The following is a 24,378-nucleotide window of genomic DNA, read 5'->3' as shown; positions in this document are numbered from 1 at the left end:
GTAGTAGGCTCCGGCACTCCGGTCGACCGTTCTTCCTTCCAGCAGCAGCAACAATGAACCGAGTGACGACCATCACGAACGTGATCGAACGTGATCGGCTGGCCGAGGTCCTTCGGGGCCTGCCGATCACGATGGTCTCGAACCTCTTCGTCGCGACGTCCCTTGCCGTGAGCATGTGGGACAGTCTTCCACATGCCGTGCTCGCCGCATTCATCGGATGCAACACCCTGGTCAACGCCTCGCGCGTCGCCCTGGCATGGGTGTGGCAACGGCGCGGCCTCCTCGACGAGAACCCTCGGCGGCTCCTGATGTGGTGCTGGGTCGGCGCCCTGCTCTCGGGGCTCTGCTGGGCCGGGATCCTCTTCGCGTGCGCCCGGTACGGTCAGGCTTACTCCGTCGCCGTCGGGCTCACCTTCTGCGGCATCAACGCGGGTGCGACCGTGCAGAGCAAGGCCAGCCGGGCCCAGGTCCTCGCCTTCATCCTGCCCAACAGCATCCTCCTGGTGATCCTCTTCGCCCTCGCGGGCTCGCTGGCCGCCAACACCATCGCGATCAACCTGGCGCTCCTGACCGCGCTCATGATCCGCAGCGCGAGCGACCAGGAGCGGCACTTCCGGCTCTCGAGCCGCCTCAGGCACGAGGCCGAAGCCCTGACGGCATCCTTGAAGGCGGCCAACGTCGCTGCGGTGCAGGCGGTCGAACGCCATGAACACGCCGCCACCCACGATCACCTCACGGGTTTGATGAACCGCGCTGGGTATCAGGCCGCCTTCGAGGACCGGCTCGCGGCTGCGGCGCGGGAAAGCGGTACCCTCGCGCTCGTGCTGATCGACCTCGACCGCTTCAAGTCCATCAACGACCGGTACGGACATGCCGTCGGCGATGCGGTGCTCGTGGCGACGGCGGACCGGTTGAGCCGGTATGCCGGCCCGGATGCCGTCATTGCCCGCCTCGGCGGCGACGAGTTCGCCGCCCTCGTGCCCGTCGCGGACCGCGACGCCGCCGCGAACCTGGCCCAAGGCATCGTCGAGGGTCTGGCGACGCTGAGCATCCCGTCGGGACAGATGATCCAGGCGGGCGCCAGCGTCGGGCTCGCGCAATATCCGCGCGACGGGGAAACGGCCAGAGACCTCCAGACCTTCGCCGACCTCGCCCTCTACGCAGCCAAGGAGGGCGGGCGTCGGTCCTGGCGTGAGTTCGACGAGGTGATGCGCGACGAGACCCGGATGAAGCGGGCGATCGAGGCCGACCTCGCGCAGGCGCTGGCCGAGGATGCCGTCGAAGTCTGGTTCCAGCCCCAGGTCGATTGTTGGACCGGCGCGGTCGTCGGCGTCGAGGCGCTGCTGCGCTGGCAGCATCCGCGCTTCGGCTGGATCAGCCCGCCCCGGGTGGTCAGCGCGGCCCAGACCACGCGGCAATGCGAGGCCCTGACCCGGGCGATCCTCCGGAAGGCCTGCCGCATGATCGCCCTGCTCGACAGGAGCGGGCACGGCGACACCGTGGTGTCGATCAACGTCTCGCCCGAGGAATTCGGGACCTACCCGGTCGCCGAACTCATCGCCACCGAACTGGCCGCCAGGGATCTCGACCCGTCGCGCCTCGCCATCGAGATCACCGAGGAGGCCGTATACTCGACGGAGCGCGGCGGGTCGGACATCGCCGCGCTGACCCGCCTCGGCGTCCGCGTCATCGTCGATGATTTCGGCGTCGCCTACTCGTCGATCGGCTCTCTCCGCGACCTGCCGCTCGCGGGCCTGAAGATCGACCGCAGCTTCATCCACGGCGTGGCCGACAACACGCGCGACCGCCTGTTGACCGAGGCCGTGCTAGCCTTCGCCAATACCCTCGGCGCGCATGTCGTCGCCGAGGGGGTCGAGACGCGCGAGCACGTCGAGGTCCTGCGCGCCCTCGGCTGCCAGGTGCTGCAGGGCTACTACTTCGCCAAGGCGATGCCCGAGGCGGAGGCTCTGCTCTGGATCGGCCGGAACGCCGGCGTCGCCGCGATGAAGCGGATCGCGCCTCCTCCGATGCTGCGGCACGCCTGACGCAGGCGAGGGCCGGAATCGCGGAAGGCCCGCTCGGTGTCCCGAGCGGGCCTTCGCCTTGTCCGGGCCGGATCGCTCCGGCCGGACACGCCTTGCGGCGACGGACTTATTCGGCGGCGGTCTTCGCGGCGCTCTTGGCGGCCTTCTCGGCCTTGCGGGCATCCTTGTTCGCCTTCGAGGCATCGGCCTTGGCGGCCTTCTCGGCCGGGCGGTCGGCGCGCTCGACGATACGGGCGGACTTACCGCGACGGTCGCGCAGGTAGTACAGCTTGGCGCGACGCACCTTGCCGCGACGGACCACGGCGATCGAATCGATCAGCGGCGAGTAGAGCGGGAACACGCGCTCGACGCCCTCGCCGTAGGAGATCTTGCGGACGGTGAAGCTCTCGTTGAGGCCGCCACCGGAGCGGGCGATGCAGACGCCCTCGTAGGCCTGCACGCGGGTGCGCTCGCCTTCCTTCACCTTGACGTTCACGGTGACCGTGTCGCCGGGCTGGAAATCGGGGATGGTCTTGCCGAGCGAAGCGATCTGCTCCTGCTCGAGCTGCTGGATGATGTTCATGGTTCACGTCCTGCCGGTGCGCGCCCGTGATCCCCGGATGGGACCGCGTGCGTCAGGATTTCGGCATCCTGTTTTGAATTGAGGCGGGCCTTACACGAGGCGGGGGCGCTTGTCCAATAGCCGGCGGCAGACATCGCGGGCAGGCCTGCGCAGCCGGCGCGGTTGAGAAAATCCCGCGCGCGGTCCACATGGAGGGGGTCGGCGGAGCCTTCCGCCGCCATTCCCGGCCGGCCTTGAACCGGCGCAGCGGACGAGGATCTTTCGCAGCCATGTTCATCCAGACCGAAGCCACCCCGAACCCCGCCACCCTGAAGTTCCTGCCCGGCCGCGTCGTCCTGACCGAGGGCACCTTCGAGGCGCGCGATTCCGAGGCCGCCGCCCGCTCGCCGCTGGCGAGCCGGCTGTTCGACGTGCCCGGCGTGAGCGGGGTCTATCTCGGCCACGACTTCATCTCGGTCACCAAGGCCGAGGACGACAACCTCTGGCCCCAGGTCAAGCCGGCGGTGCTCGGCGCGATCATGGAGCATTTCCAGTCCGGCGCCCCGACCCTGGCCGAGGGCCATGTCGCCGGCAGCGAGGACGCCGAGGAGTTCTTCGACCCGGCCGACATCGAGACCGTCGAGACCATCAAGGACCTGCTCGAGACCCGCGTGCGCCCGGCGGTGGCCGGCGACGGCGGCGACATCACCTTCCGGGGCTACAAGGAGGGCGTGGTCTACCTTGAGATGAAGGGCGCCTGCTCGGGCTGCCCGTCCTCCACCGCCACCCTGCGCAACGGCGTGCAGAACCTCTTCCGGCACTTCCTGCCGGAGATCCGCGAAGTCCAGGCGATCTAGGGCCGCTCGAATTCCGACGCGCCGACGCAAAGCCGCAACAGGTTCGCCCGAATTTGCCCATGATGGCCGCTCCGCCCTGACGGAGCGGCCGTTTTTGTCTTAAAGTCGTGTCCCCGGACGCCTCCGCGCGGTCCGGGCCTGTGGCACGATCGGGAGTGACGTTGCGTATCCTCGCCATCGACACGGCGCTCGACGCCTGTTCCGTCTGCATCGCCTCGGATTCGACCGACGATCTCCTCGCACACGAGTCGATGGTCCTCGGGCGCGGCCATGCGGAAGCGCTTCTGCCGATGGTCGAGCGGGTGGTCGCACGGGTGGAGGGCGGCTTCGAGGCCCTGGACCGCGTCGCCGTCACGGTCGGGCCCGGCAGCTATACCGGGCTGCGCGTCGGTCTCTCCGCGGCGCGCGCCATCGGGCTCGCCACCGGCATCCCGGTGGTCGGCGTCACCACCCTCTCGGCCCTGCTCGCGCCGCTGCTCGCCCTGAACGGCGAGGGCCTCATCGTGGCCGCCATCGATGCCCGGCACGGCTCGGTCTACCTCCAGGCGATGAGCATGACCGACGGCATCGTCGTGCCACCGAGCCACGTGCCGGTGGAGGAGGCGGCGGCCATGCTCGACGGAGTGGTCACCCTCGTCGGCTCCGGCGCACCCCTGGTCGCCCAGGCCGCGAAGGCGCGGGGCCTCGACGTCGCGGTCGCCGGGACCGGCGCGGCGGAGATCGCTTGGGTCGCCTCGCTGGGCATGCTCGCCGACCCCGACCAGGCGCTCGCCCGTCCGCTCTACCTGCGCGGCCCCGACGCCCAGCCGCAAGATCACACGAGACTCGCCCGCCGATGACCCGTTCGCTGACACCGTTCTGGCCCTTCGAGGTCTGGTCCGCCTGGTGGGAAGCCTGGGGCACGGCGCCCTACGTCACCCTGCTGCGGGATTCCGGGCAGGCGCGGGCCCTGGCCCGCATCCACGCCACCGCCTTCGCCCGCCCCTGGGACGCGCACGAGTTCGAGCGCATGCTGTGCGAGCGCTCCACCGAGGCGCACGCCCTGTGGAAGGGCGGCGCGATCCAGGGCTTCGTCCTGTCGCGCCGGGCGGCGGACGAGGCCGAAATTCTCACCGTCGTGCTGGCGCCGGGCGCGCGGGGCGGCGGCCTCTCGCACAAGCTCATCGCCGCCCATCTCGATCACCTCGTCCAGGCCGGGGTGCGGACGGTCCATCTCGAGGTCGACGAGGGCAACGCCCCGGCACTCAAGCTCTATGCCCGGCACGGATTCCGGCAGGTCGGGGAGCGGACGGGCTACTACACCCGCGCCGACGGCGCCCGCGCGACCGCGCTCACCATGACGGCGGTGCTGGCGTGACGCCACCCGGCGGGCGCTGACCGGCCGATGTCACGCCTCGGCGCGCTCTGCCGCCTGGCGCTCTGCGCGCTGGCCTTCCTCGTCATCGTCGGGCCGCACTTTCTCAGCCTCCGCTTCGGGCGCGGCCGCATCGCCGCCTGGATGCCGGTGCTGTTCCACCGGGTGTTCGTCGCCCTGTTCGGCCTGCGGGTGACGCAGAGCGGCACGCCGCCGGAGGGGGGCGAACCGGCGCTCGTGCTGTCCAACCACGTCTCCTGGCTCGACATCATCGTCCTCGGCTCCCTGCGGCCCCTCTCTTTCGTGGCGAAGTCCGAGATCGCCGGCTGGCCGGTGGTCGGCACCCTGGCGCGGCTGCAGCGCACGGTGTTCATCGACCGGGCGCGCCGGGCCGACACCGCCAACGTCAATGCCACGGTGGCGCAGCGCCTGGCCCGGGGCGACCTCATCGTGCTCTTCGCCGAGGGGACCACCGGTGACGGCACGCGGCTGCTGCCGTTCCGCTCCTCGCTGGTCGGGGCGGCCCGCGCGGCGGTCGCCGGGGAGGGGCCGACCCGCATCCGGCTCCAGCCGCTGGCGATCACCTATCCGCGCCGCAACGGCCTGCCGCTGGTGCGCGCCGAGCGCCCGGAGGTGGCGTGGTACGGCGACATGGACCTGGCGCCCCACCTCGCCGCCTTCTTCGACGGCGGACCCATCGACGTCCACGTGGTCTGGGGGACGCCGATCGCCGTCGAGGCCGGCACCGACCGCAAGCGCGCCACCGCCCTGGCCGAGGCCTCGGTGCGGACCGCCCTCCAGCGCGGCGTGACGGGCCGGCCGCCGCTGGGGCCGGTCTGGTCTGGGCGTCGGCTTCAGCCTCGCTCGGATGACGGATCTTCCCCGAATCGAGGGGTCGCGACGCCGCTGACGAACCGTGCTATGCGCGGGGCGGAGATGGTGTCACCGGAATCGGACTGTTGAAGAAAGCTTACGTCAAATCCTACGGCTGCCAGATGAACGCCTACGACGCCGCGCGGATGGCGGACGTGCTCGGCGCCGAGGGCTACGCGGCGACCGATGCCGTGGAGGAGGCGGACGTCGTCATCCTCAACACCTGCCACATCCGCGAGAAGGCCGCCGACAAGGTCTATTCCGAGCTCGGCCGCCTGCGCGTGCTCAAGGGCGAGCGGGCCGAGGCCGGCCGCGAGACCCGGATCGTGGTCGCCGGCTGCATCGCCCAGGCCGAGGGCGCCGAGATCCTGGCCCGTGCGCCCACCGTCGACGTGGTGGTCGGCCCCCAGAACTATCACCGCCTGCCGGACCTGCTGGCGCGCTCGGCCACGAAGCGCGTGGTCGACACCGAGTTTCCGGTCGAGGACAAGTTCGACCATCTCCCGGCCCGCCGGACCCACGGGGTCACCGCCTTCCTGACGGTGCAGGAGGGCTGCGACAAGTTCTGCGCCTTCTGCGTCGTGCCCTATACCCGCGGCGCCGAGGTCTCGCGCCCGGTGGACGCGATCCTGGCCGAGGCCGAGAAGCTGGTGCGCGGCGGCGTCCGCGAGATCACCCTGATCGGCCAGAACGTGAATGCCTATCACGGGGCCGGACCCGATGGCGGCAGCGCGACCCTGCCGGCGCTGATGCGTGCCCTTGAGCGCATCCCCGGCCTGCTGCGCCTGCGCTACACCACCAGCCATCCCAACGACATGGACGACGACCTCATCGCCGCCCACGGTACGTTGCCGGCGCTGATGCCCTACCTGCACCTGCCGGTGCAGTCGGGCTCCGACCGGGTGCTCAGGGCGATGAACCGGAAGCACACGGGCGACGCCTATCGCCGCCTGATCGAGCGGGTGCGTGCCGCCCGGACCGACATCGCCCTGTCCTCCGACTTCATCGTCGGCTTCCCCGGCGAGACCGATGCGGAGTTCGAGGACACGATGCGGCTGGTGCGCGAGGTCGGCTTCGCCAGCGCCTTCTCGTTCAAGTACAGCCCGCGCCCCGGGACCCCGGCGGCCGAGAGCGCCGACGCGGTGCCGGAGGCCGTGAAATCCGCCCGCTTGGCGGCTCTCCAGACCCTCCTCGACGCGCAGCGTCACGCCTTCAACGCCGCCGCTGTCGGCCATGTCGTCGAGGTGCTGGTGGAGAAGGCCGGCCGGCATCCCGGACAGGTCGCCGGGAAGACGCCCCATCTGCTGCCGGTCCAGTTCGACGCTCCGGCCTCGACCATCGGTACCGTGGTTCCGGTGCGGGTCGTCCGGGCCGGTTCGAACAGCCTGTTCGGCGAGGCCGTCGGCGGCGCGGCGGCCGCTTGAGGGCGCGGACCGGCCCCGTCGGTCGATACGCCGCGCCGGCCGGACCCTGTCCGGCGCGACCGAGGTGCCCATCTCGGGATCGTCTGCGACGCGGTCCGGACCGGAGCGATCGGCGGCGAATCCCTGTATCGAACGAAGGACAACGGCGTGCCAGGATCTGATGGGGCGGGGGGACGCGGTGGCGCGCTGCGCGGGCGCGGCCCGGCGGCGCGGATCGGGGGACTGGTCGAGACCGAGGAAGTCTCCCTGACCTTCGACGACAATCGCCTCGCGAGCCTCGTCTTCGGCCAGTACGACCAGAACGTCGCCCATATCGAGCGGCGCCTCGCCGTGACCGCCACCGCGCTCGGCAACCACCTCGTGGTCAAGGGCAGCGTCGAGGCGGCCGAGAAGGCCCGCAAGGTGTTCGAGCGGCTCTACGCCCGGGTCAAGGCGAGCGGGTTGCCCCTGACCCTCGGCGACGTCGACGGGGCGATCCACGAGACGACGCAGCAGGGCAATCTCTTCCCGGCCGCGGAGGTCAGCGCCGAGCCCGACCGGCCGGTGTTCGACCAGCTCGCCACCCGCAAGCGCGGTGCGGTGCGCGCCCGCAACGCGGCGCAGGACGCCTACATCAGAGCCTTGCGGAGCCAGGAACTCGTCTTCGCTGAGGGGCCGGCCGGCACCGGCAAGACCTGGCTGGCCGTCGGCTACGCCGTCTCCCTGCTGGAGCAGGGCCATGTCGAGCGCCTGATCCTGTCGCGCCCCGCCGTCGAGGCCGGCGAGCGCCTCGGCTTCCTGCCCGGCGACATGCGCGACAAGGTCGATCCCTACCTGCGGCCGATCTACGACGCCCTCTACGACTTCATGGAGGCGCGCCACGTCGACCGGGGCCTGCAGACGGGCGTGATCGAGATCGCGCCCCTGGCCTTCATGCGCGGGCGCACCCTCACCAACGCCGTGGTGCTCCTCGACGAGGCGCAGAACACCACCTCGATGCAGATGAAGATGTTCCTCACCCGTCTCGGCGAGAATTCCCGCATGATCATCACCGGCGATCCGAGCCAGATCGATCTGCCGCCGGGCCAGAAATCCGGCCTCGTCGAGGCGGTGCGCGTCCTCGACGGCGTCGAGGGCATCGGCCGCATCACCTTCCGCGACGTCGACGTGGTGCGCCACGACCTCGTCCGCCGCATCGTCACCGCCTACGAGGCCGCGTCCCACGGGGAGGGCGATGCCGACCGCAACGCGGTCTCGCGCCGGAGGCCGCTGTCGTGAGCGCGGTCGCCACCTTCGAGGCGGAGATCGACGTGGCGATCGAGGACCCACGCTGGGACCAGGTCGCGCCGGACCTCGAGGCCTTCGTGATTCGCGCCGTGGAGGCCGGCCTCGCCGTGGCCCCCGAGCCTCCGGATGGAGCCGTCGAGATCAGCATCCTGCTCGCGACCGACGCGGTGGTGCAGGAGCTGAACCGGACCTGGCGCGGCAAGGACAAGCCCACCAACGTGCTGTCCTTCCCCGCGCCGGCGCAACCCGCCCATGCGGGCATGCCGGTGCCTCTCGGCGACGTGGTTCTTGCGTATGACACGATGCTGCGCGAAAGTGCGGAGCAGTCGAAGCCGCTCAGCGACCATCTGGCCCACCTCCTCGTCCATGGCACCCTCCACCTGCTCGGTCAGGACCACGAGACCGGCGAGGCGGATGCCGACGCGATGGAAGCCCTCGAGGTGGCGGCTCTCCGCACCCTCGGCGTTCCCGATCCTTACGCGGCAGAACCCTCGGCCGAGTGAGCGCCACCGTGGGCGGCCATCCTGCCCGACCTCCCAGATCAGAGAGACATGACAAACGATCGAAGTCGCGGCGCGGCCCAGGCCGCGCCCAGTTCCGGCGACGGTGAGAGCCAGGCCCGCGAGCCCTGGTACGACCGCCTCCTGCACGTCTTCCACCTGCGTCCCCGCGATTCGCTGCGCGACGACATCGAGGACGCGCTGGCCGAGCCCGACACCGGCGAGAACGCGTTCTCGCCCCTCGAACGTGCCATGCTCAAGAACGTCCTCGGCCTGCACAAGGTGCGGGTCGACGACGTGATGATCCCCCGGGCGGACATCGTCGCGGTGTCGATGGAGACCAGCCTCGGCGACCTGCTGAAGCTGTTCCGCACGGCCGGGCACTCGCGCCTGCCGGTCTATGGCGAGACCCTCGACGACCCGCGCGGCATGGTCCACATCCGCGACTTCGTCGACCACATCGCCGCCCGGGCCGAGGCCGGTAGCCGCCGTACCCCCCCCGCGACGCCCACGACCGAGGGCGAGGCCGCTCCGGTGCTGCCGCCCCGGGCGCGACGGGGTACGCGGGCTCTGCGCACCCTCAACCTCGCCAATGTCGACCTCTCGGCCACCCTGGCGGCCACCCGCATCCAGCGCCCCGTGCTGTTCGTGCCGCCCTCGATGCCGGCCATCGACCTTCTCGTTCGGATGCAGGCGACGCGGACCCACATGGCCCTCGTCATCGACGAGTACGGCGGCACCGACGGCCTCATCTCCATCGAGGATCTGATCGAGATGGTGGTGGGCGACATCGAGGACGAGCACGACGTCGCCGAGGGGCACCTCGTCCAGCGGGTCGACGGCGAGGGCGACGTCTTTGTCGCCGATGCCCGCGCGGGCCTCGCCGAGGTCTCGGCGGCCAGCGGGGTCGACCTCGTGGCGGCGGTCGGCGAGATGGCCGAGGAAATCGACACCATCGGCGGCCTCATCGTCACTCTCGCGGGGCGGGTGCCCTCGCGCGGAGAACTCATCAGCGGACCCGGCGACCTCGAATTCGAGGTGCTCGACGCCGATCCGCGCCGGGTGAAGCGCCTGCGCCTGCAGCGCGGCGACGCGCGCATCACCGCCGTGGTGCCGCTGGCCCTGCCGCCCCCGAAGCCCGCGCCCGAATCGCCCATCCCGTGACGGAGCCGGCATGACCTCGATCCCCGCGGACCGCGCCGGGCGCGGTCCGGCGACGGGACCGCTCACCGTCCTGGCCCAGTGGGTCATGCTGACCGCCGGCTGGCGCCGCCTCGCCGTCGCGGCGGCCTCCGGCGCGATCGGCGCCCTCGCCATGCCGCCCTTCGGGCTCTTCCCCGCTCTCGTCGTGTCCCTGAGCGTCGCCGTTTGGCTGGTGGACGGAGCCGCCACCGGGCGCCGGGCCACCCGCGGCGCGGTGCTCGCCAGCGCGCTGATCGGCTGGGCCTGGGGATTCGGCTATCTCACCGCGGGCCTGTGGTGGCTCGGCTCGGCGTTCCTCGTGGAAGCCGAGGAGTTCCTCTGGGCGCTGCCCCTCGGCGTCGTCGGCCTGCCGGCGGTGCTCGCCCTGTTCTACGCCTTCGGCTTCGCCGTCGCCCGCCTGCTCTGGTCGCGGGGAGCGTCGCGCATCGTCAGCCTGGCCCTCGGCCTCTCCGCCTGCGAGTGGATGCGCGGGCACCTCTTCACCGGATTTCCCTGGAATACCCTGGGCATGGCGCTGGGCCAGAACCTCTGGCTGATGCAGGGCGCGTCCGTGGTCGGCCTCTACGGCCTGACGTTCCTGGCGATCCTCGTCGCGGCGGCCCCCGCGACCCTGGCGGTCGCCGATACCTGGCGCGGACGCTTCGCCCCCCTTGCCCTCGCCGGCCTCGCCCTCGCGGGGCTCGCCGGATTCGGCGCTCTGCGGGTCCCGGCCGCGGCCGATCCCGTCGTCTCGGGCGTACGCCTGCGCCTCGTCCAGCCGAACCTCAACCAGGACGCCAAGTTCCGGCCGGAGAACCGGCAGGACATCCTCGACCGCTACCTCGAACTCAGCGACCGCGCCGCCGCTCCCGACCGCACCGGCATCGCCGACGTCACCCACGTGATCTGGCCGGAATCCGCCTTCCCGTTCCTGATCCAGCGCGACCCGGAGGCCCTGGCCCGGATCGCCGCCGCCTTTCCGCCCGGCAAGCAACTCATCACCGGCGCGGCCCGGGCCGAGGTGCCGGTGGGCGACGAGCGGCCGCGCTTCTTCAACAGCATCCTGACGATCTCGGCCGGACCGAAGCTCGGCGACATCTACGACAAGGTCCATCTCGTGCCCTTCGGCGAGTACCTGCCGGGCCCCCTCGACGCGACCCTGCGAGCCCTGCGCATCCGCCAGTTCGTCTCGATTCCGGGCGGCTTCACGGCGGGCGACCGCGCGACCCAGCGGATCATGACCGTGCCGGGCCTGCCGCCGGTGGCGGCGACGATCTGCTACGAGGCGATCTTCCCGGGCGCGATCGTGCCCGGCGCGACGCCGAACGGCCCGCCACCGGTCCCGGGGCTGATTCTCAACCTCACCAACGACGCCTGGTTCGGCGATACGCCGGGGCCGCGACAGCACCTCGCCCAGGCGCGCCTGCGCGCCGTGGAGGAGGGGCTCCCCCTGGTGCGCGACGCCAATACGGGCATCTCGGCCGTGATCGACGCCCATGGCCGGATCACCGCCAGCCTGCCGCTGGGCGTCGAGGGCGTCCTCGATGCCGCCCTGCCGGCACGCCTCGCCGGGCGGACGGTCTATGCCAGCCTGGGCGACCTGCCCTTCGCCCTGATCTGGGTCGGCGCCTTCCTCACCACCCTGATGGCACGGCGGCGCAGCGCGTGAAGAGCACCCCGCCGGCCACGGTCCGGCCGATCCTCCTCGGCCTCAGCATCATGCTGGTCGCTTTCAACATGCGCCCGGCCCTGACCACGGTCGGCCCGCTGCTGGAGCGCATCCGCGGGGAGACGGCGCTGACCGCCGCCGGGGCGGCACTGCTCACCACCCTGCCGGTGCTCTGCATCGGCCTCGCCTGTACCCTCGGACCCTGGGTGATGCGCCGCCTCGGCGCCGATCGCGGCGTTCTCGTCGCCGTGGCGGTCGTCGCCCTCGGCTCCGGCCTGAGGGGCCTCGGCGGCCTGGAGCCGCTCTTCGTCGGCGCCTGCCTGGCCGCCCTCGGGATCGGGCTCTCGGGCGTGCTGCTGCCGGGCCTGGTCAAGCGCGACTTTCCCGGCCAGACCGGCTTCGTGACCGGCCTGTACACCATGGTGCTCTGCCTCGGCGCCGCGGCCGGAGCGGGCCTGTCGGTGCCGCTCGCCGACGGTCTCGGCGGCTGGCCCGCGGCGCTCGCCCTCTGGGCCGTGCCCGCCCTCCTGGCGACCCTCGCCTGGGCTCCCTTCGCGCGGGCGCCCGATGCCGGCCAGGGGGCGGCGGGGCGCATCTCCCTTTGGCGCGACCGGCTGGCCTGGCAGGTCACCGGCTTCATGGGCCTGCAATCGTCGTTGGCCTACATCATGTTCGGCTGGCTGCCCCTGGTGCTGCACGACCGGGGGCTCAGCGCCGTCGAGGCCGGGTTCGTGTCGTCGCTGATGAGCATCGGGCAGGCCCCGGCGGCGCTGCTGGTGCCGTCCTTCGCGGCCCGGGTCCGCGACCAGCGCGGCTTCGCGGCAGGCCTGCTCGGCCTCTGCACCCTGGCGCTGGTGGCCCTGGTCTACGGTCCGCTCGCCTGGGCGCTCCCGGTCGGCATGCTGCTGGGCGCCGGCCTCGGCGGCCTGTTCGGCCTCGGCCTGACCATCATCGTCCTGCGGGCCCGCGACCCCGCCGCCGCCGGCAGCCTCGCGGCGATGTCCCAGAGCGTCGGCTATACGGTGGCTTCCCTCGGCCCGCTGAGCTTCGGACTGGCGCACGACCTGACCGGCACCTGGGCCGCCTCGACGGCCCTGTTCTGCGCCATCGCGGCCTGCGCGTTCCTGTGCAGCCTGGGCGCCGGGCGTGACCGCTACGTCGGCAAGGCCTGAGCGCGCCGGGGCCTGCCGGCCCTGATCCGACCGAAGGAGCGAAGAACGCCCCGACGGCCCACGCTTCGCCTTGGGTCCAACGGATCCCGGACCCGGCACGAAATCCGTTGGACGAAGGGCAGGGCGGTGCCGACCCGAGGCCGGCGGGCGCCCTCAGAACACCTTCTCGGTGGGCTCGCCGCGCGGAGTCGCCCCGGCGATGCCGGCCTTGGCGTCGGCCTGCTCGGCGGCGCGCTTGTCGAGGGCGCGCTCCACCACCTTGGCGATGCCGACCATGATGGTGTCGAGGACGTAGTCCTTGGGCGTGTAGACCGCCGTGACGCCCATGTTCTTGAGCACCAGTTCGTCGTCCGGCGAGATGATGCCCCCGACCACGAGCGGAATGTGGTCGAGGCCGGCCTCGCGCATCTTCGCCCGGACGTCGCGTACCAGCGGCACGTGGCTGCCGGAGAGGATCGACAGGCCGACCACGTGGGCGCCGGTGGCCTTGGCCTTGGCGACGATCTCGGCCGGGGTCTGGCGGATGCCGTCGTAGGTCACGTCGAAGCCGACGTCGCGGGCGCGCAGGGCGATCTGCTCGGCGCCGTTGGAATGCCCGTCGAGGCCGGGCTTGCCGACCACCAGCTTCGGGGTCTCGCCCAGCCGCTCGCCGAGATCGGCGATGAGGAGCTTGGCATCCTGCGCCGCGCCCGAGGAGACGGTCTCCAGGGTGACGCCGGTGGGGGCGCGGTACTCGCCGAAGACCTGGCGCAGGCGTCCGCCCCACTCGCCGGTCGTCACGCCGGCCTTCGCCGCCGCGATGGAGACCGGCATGATGTTGGCGCCGGAGCGCGCCGCGGCCTCGAGCTCGTCCAGGGCCTTCTCCACGGCTTGGCCGTCCCGCTTGGAGCGCCACTCGCGGATGCGCTGCTCGGCTTCCATCTCCACCGTCTCGGAGACGGTGAAGATCGCGCCCTCGCCGGCGGTGAGCGGGGAGGGCTCGCCGGCCTGGAACTTGTTGACGCCGACCACGACCTGGTCGCCGGCCTCGATGGCCGAGATGCGCTTGGCGTTGGATTCCACGAGCGCACGCTTGAGGGCCCCGGTCTCCACCGCCGCCACGGCGCCGCCGATGCCCCCGATCTCCTCCAGGGCCTGGCGGGTCTCGGCCTTCAACGCCTCGACCTTGGCGTCGATGACCTTCGAGCCGTCGAAGATGTCGTCGTATTCGAGGAGATCCGTCTCGAAGGCGAGGATCTGCTGCATGCGCATCGACCATTGCTGGTCCCATGGCCGCGGCAGGCCGAGCGCCTCGTTCCAGGCCGGCAACTGCACCGCACGGGCGCGGGCACGCTTCGACAGGGTCACGGCCAGCATCTCGATGAGGATGCGGTGGACGTTGTTCTCGGGTTGCTGCTCCGTCAGTCCGAGGCTGTTCACCTGGACGCCGTAGCGGAAGATGCGCTTCTTCGGGTCGGTGATGCCGTAGCGCTCCTGGGCGATCTCGTCCCAGAGCTCCGAGAACGCCCGCATCTTGCAGATCTCGGTGACGAACCGCATCCCGGCATTCACGAAGAACGAGATCCGGCTGAACACGTCGGCGAAGCTCGCTTCGTCGAAGTCCGGATCGTCGCGCACGGTGTCCAGCACCGCGATGGCGATGGCCAGCGCGTAGGACAGCTCCTGCACCGGCGTCGCCCCGGCCTCCTGCAGGTGGTAGGAGCAGACGTTCATCGGGTTCCACTTCGGCACTTCCTTGGTCGTGAACAGGATCACGTCCTTGGTCAGGCGAAGGGAGGGCGCGGGCGGGAACACGTAGGTGCCGCGCGAGAGGTATTCCTTGATGATGTCGTTCTGGGTGGTGCCCTGCAGGCCCGCGAAGGGCGCACCCTGCTCCTCTGCCACCGCGAGATAGAGCGACAGCAGCCACGGCGCCGTGGCGTTGATCGTCATCGAGGTGTTCATCTGCTGGAGCGGGATCTGGTCGAACAGGGTCCGCATGTCGCCCAGATGCGCGATCGAGACGCCGACCTTGCCGACCTCGCCGCGGGCGAGTTCGTGGTCGGGATCGTAGCCGGTCTGGGTCGGCAGGTCGAAGGCCACCGAGAGACCGGTCTGCCCCTTGGCCAGGTTGCCGCGGTAGAGAGCGTTCGACTCCTTGGCATTGGAGTGGCCCGCATAGGTGCGGATGATCCACGGCTTGTCGCGCTTCGTCGTCTCCGCGACCGCTGCCTGTCCGCTCATCCCGGAACTCCCCCTCAAGACTGAATTTGATGTGATCTCAAATTGCATTTGACTGCGGTCGACCACTTGCCGCGCACCCTAGCGAAGCGCATTCGCCGCGTCATCAGCACGAAGGAACATCCTGCGCGCGGCCGCCCCGATGGTCTTCGCGGGACCGAAGGAGCTCACGGAAACGTGCCGTCCGGCCCTTGAGCGGCCCGGCGCCCGGATGTTTCACGGCCGGCCGAAGGGCGGCACATCGCCGATCTGGGCCGGAACCGTGCATCGGGCGCCGTCCGCGCCCCGGCGAGTGCGCGATGCCGGCCGCTTGCGGACAAGATCGTCCCCGGCGAGGGCCTTCCATCCCACCATCCCGGATCGGGTGCTTGGACATTGGTACAAGGCGGATGCCGATCTGCGCGGCGGCGTGACCGACGGTCCCCTATCGGCAGGGGCCGTTCCGCAGCCGGCCGAATTCGTCGGCTCAGGCTTCTAAAGGCCCGCAGCACCACGATAATATTGAATACACAAGAGCGCCGATCCAGCCGGTGCCTTCTTCTTGTGGGCCGTAACCTTTCTTGCGAGCAGACAAAAAGATTCTTGGCCGTTCGGGGTCTTGGAGGGCTCCCGGTTCGCCGATATAGCGGGCAGCACAAGAAGTAACGGGGAGAGCCGAGATGGCCGCGACAGCTGCGTCGAGCACGACTGAAATCAAGGACCTGTACGAGATGGGCGAGGTCCCGCCCCTCGGTCACGTGCCGGCGACGATGTATGCCTGGGCGATCCGGCGCGAGCGGCACGGACCGCCGGAGCAGTCGCACCAGCTCGAGGTTCTGCCCGTCTGGGAGATCGGCGACGACGAGGTGCTGGTCTACGTCATGGCCGCCGGCGTGAACTACAACGGCGTCTGGGCCGGTCTCGGCGAGCCGATCTCGCCCTTCGACGTGCACAAGGGCGAGTACCACATCGCGGGCTCGGACGCCTCCGGCATCGTCTGGAAGGTCGGCGCCAAGGTGAAGCGCTGGAAGGTCGGCGACGAGGTCATCGTCCACTGCAACCGCGATGACGGCGACGACGAGGAGTGCAACGGCGGCGACCCGATGTTCTCGCCCTCGCAGCGGATCTGGGGCTACGAGACCGGCGACGGCTCCTTCGCCCAGTTCTGCCGGGTGCAGTCGCGCCAGCTCATGGTCCGCCCGAAGCACCTGACCTGGGAGGAGGCGGCCTGCTACACGCTGACCCTCGCCACCGCCTACCGCATGCTGTTCGGCCACGCGCCGCACACCGTCCGGCCGGGCCAGAACGTCCTCGTCTGGGGCGCGTCGGGCGGCCTCGGCGTGTTCGCGGTGCAGCTCTGCGCGGCCTCGGGCGCCAACGCCATCGCGGTGATCTCCGACGACACCAAGCGCGACTACGTCATGAGTCTGGGCGCCAAGGGCGTGATCAACCGCAAGGAGTTCGACTGCTGGGGCCAGCTTCCGAAGGTCAACAGCCCCGAGTACAACACCTGGCTCAAGGAAGCCCGCAAGTTCGGCAAGGCGATCTGGGACATCACCGGCAAGGGCAACGACGTCGACATCGTGTTCGAGCACCCGGGCGAGTCGACCTTCCCGGTCTCGACGCTGGTGGCCAAGCGCGGTGGCATGATCGTGTTCTGCGCCGGCACCACCGGCTTCAACATCACCTTCGACGCCCGCTACGTCTGGATGCGCCAGAAGCGCATCCAGGGCTCGCACTTCGCCCACCTGAAGCAGGCGTCGGCCGCCAACCAGTTCGTCCTCGACCAGCGCATCGATCCGTGCATGAGCGAGGTCTTCCCCTGGGACAAGATTCCCCAGGCCCACACCAAGATGTGGAAGAACCAGCACGCCCCCGGCAACATGGCCTGCCTCGTCAACGCTCCGCGCGCCGGCCTGCGCACGGTCGAGGACGTGATCGAGGCCGGTAAGCTCTAAACCTCCCGAGCTTTCGTCGGCGACACGATCACCTGCCCTTCTCGGAGGGCAGGTGCTTCGCGTATTCCTCGCGTTCCTCCTTCTGCTTGATCAGGTCCGCGTAGGCTTGGCGCATCTCGGGCGACACCGTCACCGAGCGGGCCTTCTCCTTCTTGCGCTTGGGCGCTTTCTTGAACTGGTTCGTGGTCTCGGCCATTCCTGCCCCCATCCGTCCGTTCGCGTGAGCATAGGCGCGATGCGCGACGATCGCGAGACGCGAGAGGCCGGCTTCCGGCGCGTTGCGCGGGCTGATAGACCGATGCCCAAGCAAACGGCCTCACCTCCGATCGGGGCGGCCGACCCGCACGGCGTTCACGGACCACGGCGATCATCATGGACAAGTTCACCACCCTGGAGGGCGTCGCGGCGCCCATGCGGATCATCAACGTCGACACCGACCGGATCATCCCGAAGCAATATCTCAAGACCATCAAGCGCACCGGCCTCGGCAAGGGCCTGTTCTCCGAGATGCGCTACCACGACGACGGCTCCGAGAACCCGGACTTCGTCCTCAACAAGCCGGCCTACCGCAACGCCAAGATTCTCGTCGTCGGCGACAATTTCGGCTGCGGCTCGTCGCGCGAGCACGCGCCCTGGGCGCTGACCGATTTCGGCATCCGCTGCGTCATCTCGACGAGCTTCGCCGACATCTTCTTCAACAACTGCGCCAAGAACGGCATCCTGGCGATCACGGTCTCGCCCGAGGACCTCGAGAAGCTGTTCGAGGATGCCGAACGCGGCTCGAACGCGACCCTCTCGGTGGACCTCGAGGCCCAGACCATCAAGGGGCCGGATGGCGGCACCCTGCACTTCGACATCGATCCCGGCCGCAAGGAGAGCCTCCTCAACGGCCTCGACGAGATCGGCCTGACCCTGAAGCGCGCGCCGGCCATCGACGCATACGAGCAGAAGCTCGCGGCGCGCGGCTTCGCCTGAGAACCGCCGGGGCCGCAGGAATCGTACCCACCGTCTCGGGACGCGGAAACGTTCCTCTCCCGCAGGGGAGAGGGCGATGCGCGGGCGGCGGCGCGATGTATCGGACGACACCCCACGCAACGAATCCGTACCGGCCTCAACCGTTCGTTAACCCTGGTATCGCCTGAATTCGCGCTCACATTCCCAGCGAACGCATTGGCGGAGATCACCATGGCATTCGGCCGATCGGGTCAAACGGCGACCCTCTCCCTCGGAGCGGCCGCGGTCCTCCTCGCGATCACTGCCCCGGCCCGCGCCGACTTCCAGGATTGCCTGGCCAGCCTGCAATCCCAGGCCGCTGCGCAGGGCATCTCGGCCCAGACCTTCCGGGCCGCCACGGCCGGCATCGCCTACGACGAGAAGGTGCTCGAGCTCAGCCAGGCCCAGCCCGAGTTCAAGACGCCGATCTGGGACTACATGGCCGCCCTCGTGGACGAGGAGCGCGTCGACGACGGCAAGGCCGCCATGCGCCAGCACGCGCAGGCGCTCGCCAATGCCGAGGCCCGTTACGGCGTCGACCGGCACACCATCGCGGCGGTCTGGGGCGTGGAATCGAACTTCGGCAAGAATCTCGGCAAGATGCCGCTGGTGCAGTCCTTCGCCACGCTGATCTGCGCCAATCATCGCCGGAAGGACTTCTTCAAGGGCGAGCTGATGGCCACCCTGAAGATCATCGAGCGCGGCGACATCGATCCCTCGCGCCTCAACGGCTCCTGGGCCGGCGCCTTCGGGCAGACCCAGTTCATGCCCACCACCTACCAGCGCCTGGCCGTCGACGGCGACGGCGACGGGCGCCGCGACCTCGTCGATTCGGTCCCGGACGCCGTGGCTTCCACGGCGAACTTCCTGCGGGTGGCCAAGTGGAACAACGGCCAGCCCTGGGGCTACGAGGTGAAGGTGCCGCGCGGCTTCAATACCGGCGCGGCGGGTCGCAAGAACAAGAAGGCGATCGCCCACTGGGCCTCCCTCGGAGTGACCCGGATCGACGGCCGCCCGCTCTCGGGCGAGGGCCCGGCGGGCATCCTGCTGCCGGCCGGCGTCGACGGGCCGGCCTTCCTGGTGACGAAGAACTTCGATGCGCTCTACTCCTACAACGCCGCCGAATCCTACGGTCTGGCCATCGCGGTGTTGTCCGACCGGCTCCGCGGGCGCGGCGGCATCCAGGCCGACTGGCCGACCGACGATCCGCCGCTGTCGCGGGCCGAGCGCCGCGACCTGCAGGCCCGCCTGACCAAGCGCGGCTTCGATGTCGGCGAGCCCGACGGCAAGGTCGGTTCCAAGACCCGCGACGCCATCAAGGAAGTCGAGCGCAGTCTCGGCATGCCGGCTACCGGGCGACCCGGGGCCAAGGTCCTGGAAGCGCTCCGGCGCGGATGAGCGCACGGCGCCTGATCGGCTCCGGCTCGCCCTTCGAGGCGGCCTACGGCTATTCCCGTGCAGTGGTGCAGGGCGGATTCGTCTTCGTGGCCGGCACCACCGGCTACGACTACGCCACGATGACGATGCCGGATTCGCCGGCCGAGCAGGCCGAGGCGTGCTGGCGCACCATCGCCGCCACGCTGGTGGAGGCGGGGGCGTCCGTGGCGGACATCGTGCGGGCGACCACCTACGTCACCGACCGCGCCGACGCCGAAGCGGTGCTGGGCGTCTGCGGCCGGGTCCTCGCCGAGATCCGGCCCGCCGCCACGCTCGTCATCGTCGCCGGGCTGCTGCGCCCGGAGATGAAGGTCGAGATCGAGGTCACGGCGCTGCGGCCATAGGGAGGGCTCGACCATTGGGCGGACCGCTGATCGCACTCACCGGTGCCACGGGCTTCATCGGGCGGCACCTGTTGCAGAGCCTGTCGCGGCGCGGCTTCCGGGTGCGCGTCCTGCTTCGGCGGCCGATCGAGGTTCCGGACGGTGCGAGCAGCGCCGTCGTCGGGGACCTGACCCGGCCGATGAACATGGCGGCTGCACTGGCCGGGGTCGATGCGGTCGTGCATTCCGCAGGCCTGTCACCGACGATGTCCGGTAGGCCGGAGGACGATTTCCGGTCGTCGAACACCGAGGCGACCCTGCGCCTCGCCGAGGCCGCGATCCGCGCTCGCGTGCAGCGCTTCGTCTTCCTGTCCTCGATCCGAGCCCAGACCGGGATCTCGGCACCCGGCATCGTCACCGAGGCGGATACGCCGGCACCGACCGAGGCCTATGGCCGCTCGAAGCTCGCCGCCGAGACGGCCCTGGCCGGGACCGGCCTCGACTGGGTCGCCCTTCGGCCTGTGCTGGTCTACGGAGCCGGCGTGAAGGGCAACGTCGCGACGCTCCTGCAACTCGTCCGATCGGCCGCACCGCTGCCCTTCGCGAGCCTCGACGCCCGACGCTCCCTGGTCTCGGTGGAGTCGCTGGCGGAGGCTGTCGCCGTGGCGCTGGAGGCGCCCGGATCGCTTCGTCGTCCGATGATCGTGGCCGAACCCGATGCGCTGACGCTGGGCGAGATGGTCGCCGCGCTGCGGTCAGGCCTCGGGCGCCGGGCCGGCCTGCTGCCCGCACCCGTCGCCCTCCTTGGCCTCGCCTGCCGGCTCGCGGGGCAGGAGGCGGCCTATGCCCGTCTCTCCACAAGCCTCGTCGCCCGCGCCGACGCACTGCCGGCCCTTGGATGGGCACCGGGCGGCACGGCCCGGGACGGGCTGGAACGCTTCGCCCGGGCCCAGGCATGACGAAGGCCCGGCGCTGAACGCTGGGCCTTCGTCACCTCGGAGCCGCGACGGGCGCCCGGACGTCAGCGCCGCACGTCGATCACGTCGCCGGAGCGGCTGTCGAGGACGACCGTGATGTCGTCGCCGCGCCGGTCCGAGCCGCGAACGATCATGCGCGGGCCACGCCGGTCGACGCCGTCGACATCGACGAGACCTTCGCGGCGGGCGATGCGGGCCGCCTCGCCCCGGCTCAGCTCGCTGCGCGGCGGGCCGCGGTCGTCGTAGCCGCGCCGGTAGCCGGGATCGACCTGGACGCCGCCGGGTCCGATCGAGATCCCCTGCGCGAAGGCCGGCGCCGTGGCGAGGCCGAGGGCTATGATGCCGCCGGCCAGGATGTTCGTACGCACGAAAGTGCGGGTGCGAATTGGCATGGTGTCTTCCCCCCTCCTGTCGGGTTCGCAGTCGGCGGCCGACCGCCGCCGCATCGAATCCCTGGATTCGGGCCTCAATCGACAGGGGTCCGCATTTGTTCCTCTACGGCGTCAATGCACCGCGCGGATCGCTGCCGCGACCGCGTCGTCCGTCTGGTCGATGTCGGGCGCGTCGATGTGGCGGAAGCGCGCCTGGATCAGGCCGAAGGCGCCGAAGGCGAAGTGACCCGCCGCCACGATGGCGAGAAGTACCCAGCCATAGGGCTGCGCGCGCAGGGCCGCGAAGGCACCGGCGAGGCCCTTCACCTCGGAGGAGGCCTGATACCAAGCCGCCGCGACGAAGAAGCCTCCGATGATCAGGAAGGCGATGCCTCGGGCGGCGTAGCCGAACTGGCCGACGGGCTTGGCCCAGCGGCAATGCGCGGCATCGAGCTTCAGGCGGTCGGTGACATCACCCCTGAACGCCTTGACCAGGAATGCGCCGCCGCCGCCCATCACGCCGAGGCCGATCAGGCCGACAAGCCAAAGGCCGAAGGGTTTGGCCAGAAGCCAGGCCGTCCAGTCCTGGGCCGCATCGCCGCCCTTGCGCCCGAGCCCGAGGGCGAGGCTGGCGGCGGTGATGGCGAGGCCCGTATAGATCATGGCGCTGAGAAGATGGGCGAGACGGACGACCGTGCCCTTCAGCGACGTGCCGCGCCGGTCGGCGTCCGTGACGCTCTCGATGAAACGCCAGACGGCGAAGCCCAGGAGGCCGAGCGCGATCAGGCCGACGAGGACAACGCCGAACGGCCCGGCCAGGACCCAGCGGAGCGCGCTCTCGCTGTCGCCGGCACGACCACCTCGCCCGATGGCCGCCAACACCGCGAGTCCGCCGACGATGCAGTAGACGATTCCGCGGGCGCCGTAGCCCAAGCGGGCCACGCGCTCGATCGTGTTGTGTCCGAGGTTGAGCAAGGCGTTTCCCGAGGTCCCGCGTCGTTATCCGTCCGTGGAACGCGCAGCCTTGCCGGATAGTGCCACGTAGAATCCCAGACCATCGCCGGCCGGCAGTGTCTGGAGACGGTCGACCAGGCCCTTGCGCTTGGCATCGAGGAGCAGGCGCCCGATCGGCTGGAACAGGGTCTCGCCGCCGCCCTCCGGCGGTGGGGCCAGGCGGATCGCCACCGTCTTGCCCTTCCCGAAACGGCTGCGTTCCAGCATGTCCGCCAGGGAGGCCTCCGCCGTCGGGCGATTGGTCTCGCGCAGGTCGAGGACCGATTCCGCATCGGTGACCCCGAGCGAACCGCGCAGCTTGTTGGCGTAGAAATCTTCGAAGTGAGGCACCGGGCGGCTCAGTCCTGGCTGGAGACGAAGGTGGGAACGCGAGGCGGCAGCACGACGCCATCGTAGACGTCAGTGATCCCCACAGACAACGCCGGTTCCGCGTGATCGCGCGGATCTCGCCCTTTTGCGGCCGGACACCTCGCTTCGTCCGCGTCGCGCGGCCGGATCGCGATGCGCGCTGCATCCTGGCAGATCAGCATGATCGTCCGCAGGCGGCAATGGCCACGGGGCACCTTCGCTCGGGCGGCGCCGCGCGGACGGCGGGGCGCAGACCCCGACCCGGGACGGTTTCCGACCGGAAGCGATGCGCATCGGCTCACCGGCACCGGCCGGCTGCCCGTCGGCGAGACGAGCGGGGCGAGCCGGCCCGGTCTCGCTGAGCGAATGACTCCGCCGCGGACGCCGACTGCAGAGGGCCAGCTTCGCGTCCGAACCGATCGGTGCTCGCGAATGGGGTCGGCGGCGAAAGCAAGTCCGGCGTGCCATCGGAACTGCACCGGTTCACCGCAAAAACCAGCCGGATCGCCTCCTTTGGTACGTGCGCGATCCGCCGCACCGCAATTCGACACCTATCCTTTGGCCATCTCGACTCTGCGTTGCAGGACGCCCGATGATTGTTTTCTTGGATCGACCGCGGAGTGGATCGCGATGAGTGGATGCCGCTTCGGTGCCATGCCGCATGGAAGCCAACAGACATGCCAGTGATCTCAATCTGCATCCCCACCTACAATCGGGCGGGCATGCTGGCGGAACTTCTAGACAGCATCATCGCGCAGGGAATGGAGGATCAGATCGAAGTCGTCGTGAGCGACGACGCCTCACCTGACGACACCGTCGCGACGGCCGAACGTTATCGCGGCCGGATCAAGAATTTTGTCCTGATCGCCCAGCCGACCAATCTGGGACTGGACGCCAATTTCCTGGCCGTCGTCGCGGCCGCGACGAGCGACTACGTCTGGCTGATGGGCGATGACGACAGGCTCGAACCGGGCGGCCTTGCGCGGGTGCTCGGTGCGATCCGGCGCTGGCCCGGCGTGTCCGGCCTGACCTTGGGGGTGATCGACTACGACGTGACTCTGCGGCACCCGACCGGCGTCCGCCATACACCGCCCACTCAGTTGATCTCGGATGCTGCGACGCTGTTCGCCACGATCGGCGACCTTCTCGGATTCATGTCCGCACTCGTGATCGATCGCACGAAATGGAACGCGGTCGCTTCCGATCCCCGTATCGCGGACTTCAAGAACTACTACGTTCAGGTCTACATCATCGGCCGCGTCTTCGAACGCTTCGGGCGATGGGGGGTGGTGCAGGAACCCTGTGTCGGCTTCCGTTCGGACAACGATCAGTTCAAGACCAAGTTCGGCTGGCTGGATCGGCTGAAGATCGATGTCGCGGGCTACGACCAGCTCGCCTTCGCGCTGTTCGCCCACCAGCCCGAGGCACGTACGGCCTTCCGCTGTCGGATCTTCGACTCGCACGTGATGGCGCGGGTGAACAACGCCAAGATGAGTTCCGTCCGGGCAGCGGCGTCGATCAGCGCGATCCGGTACCTGTACCGGCCTTATCGCACCATGCCGCGCTACTGGACTCGCGCCGTGCCGACGCTCCTGGCACCGCGATGGTCGATCCGCATCGCGCGGGTTGCCTACCAGCGCCTGTCACGAAATTCGGGGGCCGCGCGCGCCCGAAGACTCGCGAAGGCGTAGCCGCGGCGCGTACGGGACCCGCCGCGAAGGACCACCGGCGCCCACCCCGGGGCGCCGATGATTTCCCGCGCGCTGGACCTGACCGGGCCGGCCCGGCTCAGCCGTGCACGAGCACGTTGCGGAACTGCCAGGGATCGCTGGTGTCGATGTCCTCGGGGAACAGGCCCGGGCGGCCTGTCAGCGG

General features: G+C 70.2%; 24 protein-coding genes. 17 read left to right on the top strand and 7 right to left on the bottom strand.

All coding sequences use genetic code 11. The annotated features are described in order from the left end of the window. The first annotated feature begins 62 nt into the window (after positions 1-62). Positions 63-2,045, top strand: coding sequence for a putative bifunctional diguanylate cyclase/phosphodiesterase (locus AC0IWM_RS21520; protein WP_471758379.1), 1,983 nt, complete (start codon positions 63-65; stop codon positions 2,043-2,045). A 106-nt stretch (positions 2,046-2,151) separates the two neighbouring features. Here AC0IWM_RS21520 and rplS read toward each other — a convergent pair whose 3' ends face one another. Next, complete coding sequence (rplS, locus tag AC0IWM_RS21515; RefSeq protein ID WP_055957797.1) at positions 2,152-2,607, bottom strand: 50S ribosomal protein L19; 456 nt, start codon at positions 2,605-2,607, stop codon at positions 2,152-2,154. 269 nt (positions 2,608-2,876) lie between these two features. On the opposite strand from rplS, the gene AC0IWM_RS21510 reads away from it, so the two are divergent. From AC0IWM_RS21510 to AC0IWM_RS21465, 10 genes are all read left to right on the top strand, one after another. Next, complete coding sequence (locus AC0IWM_RS21510) at positions 2,877-3,443, top strand: NifU family protein (protein ID WP_471758377.1); 567 nt, start codon at positions 2,877-2,879, stop codon at positions 3,441-3,443. Between the two features lie 161 nt (positions 3,444-3,604). Next, positions 3,605-4,282 (top strand): tRNA (adenosine(37)-N6)-threonylcarbamoyltransferase complex dimerization subunit type 1 TsaB, encoded by a 678-nt coding sequence (gene tsaB / locus AC0IWM_RS21505; RefSeq protein WP_471758443.1) that lies wholly within the window; start codon positions 3,605-3,607, stop codon positions 4,280-4,282. Beyond that, positions 4,279-4,800: a GNAT family N-acetyltransferase gene (locus AC0IWM_RS21500; protein WP_471758375.1), complete on the top strand. Its 522-nt coding sequence runs from the start codon at positions 4,279-4,281 to the stop codon at positions 4,798-4,800. Before tsaB ends, AC0IWM_RS21500 begins: the two co-directional genes overlap by 4 nt. A gap of 27 nt (positions 4,801-4,827) precedes the next feature. After that, a complete protein-coding gene (locus AC0IWM_RS21495) occupies positions 4,828-5,760 on the top strand; it encodes a lysophospholipid acyltransferase family protein (protein ID WP_471758373.1) in 933 nt (310 codons plus the stop codon). After that, positions 5,757-7,094 (top strand): tRNA (N6-isopentenyl adenosine(37)-C2)-methylthiotransferase MiaB, encoded by a 1,338-nt coding sequence (gene miaB, locus AC0IWM_RS21490; RefSeq protein WP_471758371.1) that lies wholly within the window; start codon positions 5,757-5,759, stop codon positions 7,092-7,094. Before AC0IWM_RS21495 ends, miaB begins: the two co-directional genes overlap by 4 nt. A 147-nt stretch (positions 7,095-7,241) precedes the next feature. Further along, positions 7,242-8,351, top strand: a complete 1,110-nt coding sequence (locus AC0IWM_RS21485; protein WP_471758369.1) for a PhoH family protein — start codon at positions 7,242-7,244, stop codon at positions 8,349-8,351. Beyond that, positions 8,348-8,863: an rRNA maturation RNase YbeY gene (gene ybeY, locus AC0IWM_RS21480; protein ID WP_471758367.1), complete on the top strand. Its 516-nt coding sequence runs from the start codon at positions 8,348-8,350 to the stop codon at positions 8,861-8,863. The genes AC0IWM_RS21485 and ybeY overlap by 4 nt, the downstream gene beginning before the upstream one ends. A gap of 48 nt (positions 8,864-8,911) precedes the next feature. Further along, positions 8,912-10,024, top strand: coding sequence for a hemolysin family protein (locus AC0IWM_RS21475; protein WP_471758365.1), 1,113 nt, complete (start codon positions 8,912-8,914; stop codon positions 10,022-10,024). A gap of 10 nt (positions 10,025-10,034) precedes the next feature. Beyond that, the gene (gene lnt, locus AC0IWM_RS21470; protein ID WP_471758363.1) at positions 10,035-11,711 is read left to right on the top strand and encodes an apolipoprotein N-acyltransferase; all 1,677 of its coding nucleotides are present in this window, start codon (positions 10,035-10,037) and stop codon (positions 11,709-11,711) included. Then, the gene (locus AC0IWM_RS21465; RefSeq protein WP_471758361.1) at positions 11,708-12,883 is read left to right on the top strand and encodes an MFS transporter; all 1,176 of its coding nucleotides are present in this window, start codon (positions 11,708-11,710) and stop codon (positions 12,881-12,883) included. The genes lnt and AC0IWM_RS21465 overlap by 4 nt, the downstream gene beginning before the upstream one ends. Positions 12,884-13,036: 153 nt before the next feature. Here the strand turns inward: AC0IWM_RS21465 and AC0IWM_RS21460 are convergent, their stop codons facing one another. Further along, the gene (locus AC0IWM_RS21460) at positions 13,037-15,106 is read right to left on the bottom strand and encodes a protein meaA (RefSeq protein WP_471758359.1); all 2,070 of its coding nucleotides are present in this window, start codon (positions 15,104-15,106) and stop codon (positions 13,037-13,039) included. 656 nt (positions 15,107-15,762) lie between these two features. Between AC0IWM_RS21460 and ccrA the strand changes: the two genes are divergently transcribed. Beyond that, a complete protein-coding gene (ccrA, locus tag AC0IWM_RS21455; RefSeq protein WP_056475365.1) occupies positions 15,763-17,040 on the top strand; it encodes a crotonyl-CoA carboxylase/reductase in 1,278 nt (425 codons plus the stop codon). A 28-nt stretch (positions 17,041-17,068) separates the two neighbouring features. Here ccrA and AC0IWM_RS21450 read toward each other — a convergent pair whose 3' ends face one another. Then, a complete protein-coding gene (locus AC0IWM_RS21450; protein WP_181017318.1) occupies positions 17,069-17,236 on the bottom strand; it encodes a hypothetical protein in 168 nt (55 codons plus the stop codon). A 176-nt stretch (positions 17,237-17,412) separates the two neighbouring features. Here AC0IWM_RS21450 and leuD point away from each other — a divergent pair, with 176 nt between their 5' ends. From leuD to AC0IWM_RS21430, 4 genes are all read left to right on the top strand, one after another. After that, positions 17,413-18,015: a 3-isopropylmalate dehydratase small subunit gene (leuD, locus tag AC0IWM_RS21445; RefSeq protein ID WP_471758357.1), complete on the top strand. Its 603-nt coding sequence runs from the start codon at positions 17,413-17,415 to the stop codon at positions 18,013-18,015. Between the two features lie 210 nt (positions 18,016-18,225). Continuing rightward, positions 18,226-19,431, top strand: a complete 1,206-nt coding sequence (locus tag AC0IWM_RS21440; RefSeq protein ID WP_471758355.1) for a lytic murein transglycosylase — start codon at positions 18,226-18,228, stop codon at positions 19,429-19,431. Next, positions 19,428-19,814 carry a RidA family protein gene (locus AC0IWM_RS21435; RefSeq protein WP_471758353.1) on the top strand — a complete coding sequence of 129 codons (387 nt, stop codon included), beginning with the start codon at positions 19,428-19,430 and terminating at the stop codon, positions 19,812-19,814. Before AC0IWM_RS21440 ends, AC0IWM_RS21435 begins: the two co-directional genes overlap by 4 nt. Positions 19,815-19,828: 14 nt before the next feature. Continuing rightward, positions 19,829-20,752, top strand: a complete 924-nt coding sequence (locus tag AC0IWM_RS21430) for an NAD-dependent epimerase/dehydratase family protein (protein WP_471758351.1) — start codon at positions 19,829-19,831, stop codon at positions 20,750-20,752. 62 nt (positions 20,753-20,814) lie between these two features. On the opposite strand, the gene AC0IWM_RS21425 is transcribed toward AC0IWM_RS21430, so the two are convergent. The 4 genes from AC0IWM_RS21425 to AC0IWM_RS21410 form a co-directional block, all read right to left on the bottom strand. Beyond that, positions 20,815-21,162 (bottom strand): PepSY domain-containing protein, encoded by a 348-nt coding sequence (locus tag AC0IWM_RS21425; RefSeq protein WP_471758349.1) that lies wholly within the window; start codon positions 21,160-21,162, stop codon positions 20,815-20,817. Between the two features lie 111 nt (positions 21,163-21,273). Continuing rightward, positions 21,274-22,116, bottom strand: coding sequence for a DUF1206 domain-containing protein (locus tag AC0IWM_RS21420; protein ID WP_471758347.1), 843 nt, complete (start codon positions 22,114-22,116; stop codon positions 21,274-21,276). Between the two features lie 24 nt (positions 22,117-22,140). Beyond that, entirely contained in the window at positions 22,141-22,485 is a 345-nt protein-coding gene (locus tag AC0IWM_RS21415) for a hypothetical protein (RefSeq protein WP_056475350.1), read from the bottom strand. Between the two features lie 8 nt (positions 22,486-22,493). Continuing rightward, a complete protein-coding gene (locus AC0IWM_RS21410) occupies positions 22,494-22,685 on the bottom strand; it encodes a hypothetical protein (RefSeq protein WP_471758345.1) in 192 nt (63 codons plus the stop codon). A gap of 495 nt (positions 22,686-23,180) precedes the next feature. Here AC0IWM_RS21410 and AC0IWM_RS21405 point away from each other — a divergent pair, with 495 nt between their 5' ends. Next, the gene (locus AC0IWM_RS21405; protein ID WP_471758343.1) at positions 23,181-24,194 is read left to right on the top strand and encodes a glycosyltransferase family 2 protein; all 1,014 of its coding nucleotides are present in this window, start codon (positions 23,181-23,183) and stop codon (positions 24,192-24,194) included. Positions 24,195-24,378: the final 184 nt, after the last annotated feature.

The organism is Methylobacterium sp. AC433, from assembly GCF_979253015.1.
This window is presented reverse-complemented; position numbering and strand designations above follow the sequence as displayed.

What these genes read in the sequence shown, in the direction of transcription:
- AC0IWM_RS21510 (WP_471758377.1), top strand. Translation starts at nt 2,877, where the DNA reads ATGTTCATCCAGACCGAAGCCACCCCGAACCCCGCCACCCTGAAGTTC.
- AC0IWM_RS21500 (WP_471758375.1), top strand. Translation starts at nt 4,279, where the DNA reads ATGACCCGTTCGCTGACACCGTTCTGGCCCTTCGAGGTCTGGTCCGCC.
- ccrA (WP_056475365.1), top strand. Translation starts at nt 15,763, where the DNA reads ATGGCCGCGACAGCTGCGTCGAGCACGACTGAAATCAAGGACCTGTAC.
- AC0IWM_RS21435 (WP_471758353.1), top strand. Translation starts at nt 19,428, where the DNA reads ATGAGCGCACGGCGCCTGATCGGCTCCGGCTCGCCCTTCGAGGCGGCC.
- AC0IWM_RS21475 (WP_471758365.1), top strand. Translation starts at nt 8,912, where the DNA reads ATGACAAACGATCGAAGTCGCGGCGCGGCCCAGGCCGCGCCCAGTTCC.
- AC0IWM_RS21440 (WP_471758355.1), top strand. Translation starts at nt 18,226, where the DNA reads ATGGCATTCGGCCGATCGGGTCAAACGGCGACCCTCTCCCTCGGAGCG.
- AC0IWM_RS21460 (WP_471758359.1), bottom strand. Translation starts at nt 15,106, where the DNA reads ATGAGCGGACAGGCAGCGGTCGCGGAGACGACGAAGCGCGACAAGCCG.
- AC0IWM_RS21405 (WP_471758343.1), top strand. Translation starts at nt 23,181, where the DNA reads ATGCCAGTGATCTCAATCTGCATCCCCACCTACAATCGGGCGGGCATG.
- rplS (WP_055957797.1), bottom strand. Translation starts at nt 2,607, where the DNA reads ATGAACATCATCCAGCAGCTCGAGCAGGAGCAGATCGCTTCGCTCGGC.
- AC0IWM_RS21425 (WP_471758349.1), bottom strand. Translation starts at nt 21,162, where the DNA reads ATGCCAATTCGCACCCGCACTTTCGTGCGTACGAACATCCTGGCCGGC.
- AC0IWM_RS21450 (WP_181017318.1), bottom strand. Translation starts at nt 17,236, where the DNA reads ATGGCCGAGACCACGAACCAGTTCAAGAAAGCGCCCAAGCGCAAGAAG.
- leuD (WP_471758357.1), top strand. Translation starts at nt 17,413, where the DNA reads ATGGACAAGTTCACCACCCTGGAGGGCGTCGCGGCGCCCATGCGGATC.
- AC0IWM_RS21495 (WP_471758373.1), top strand. Translation starts at nt 4,828, where the DNA reads ATGTCACGCCTCGGCGCGCTCTGCCGCCTGGCGCTCTGCGCGCTGGCC.
- lnt (WP_471758363.1), top strand. Translation starts at nt 10,035, where the DNA reads ATGACCTCGATCCCCGCGGACCGCGCCGGGCGCGGTCCGGCGACGGGA.
- AC0IWM_RS21410 (WP_471758345.1), bottom strand. Translation starts at nt 22,685, where the DNA reads ATGCTGATCTGCCAGGATGCAGCGCGCATCGCGATCCGGCCGCGCGAC.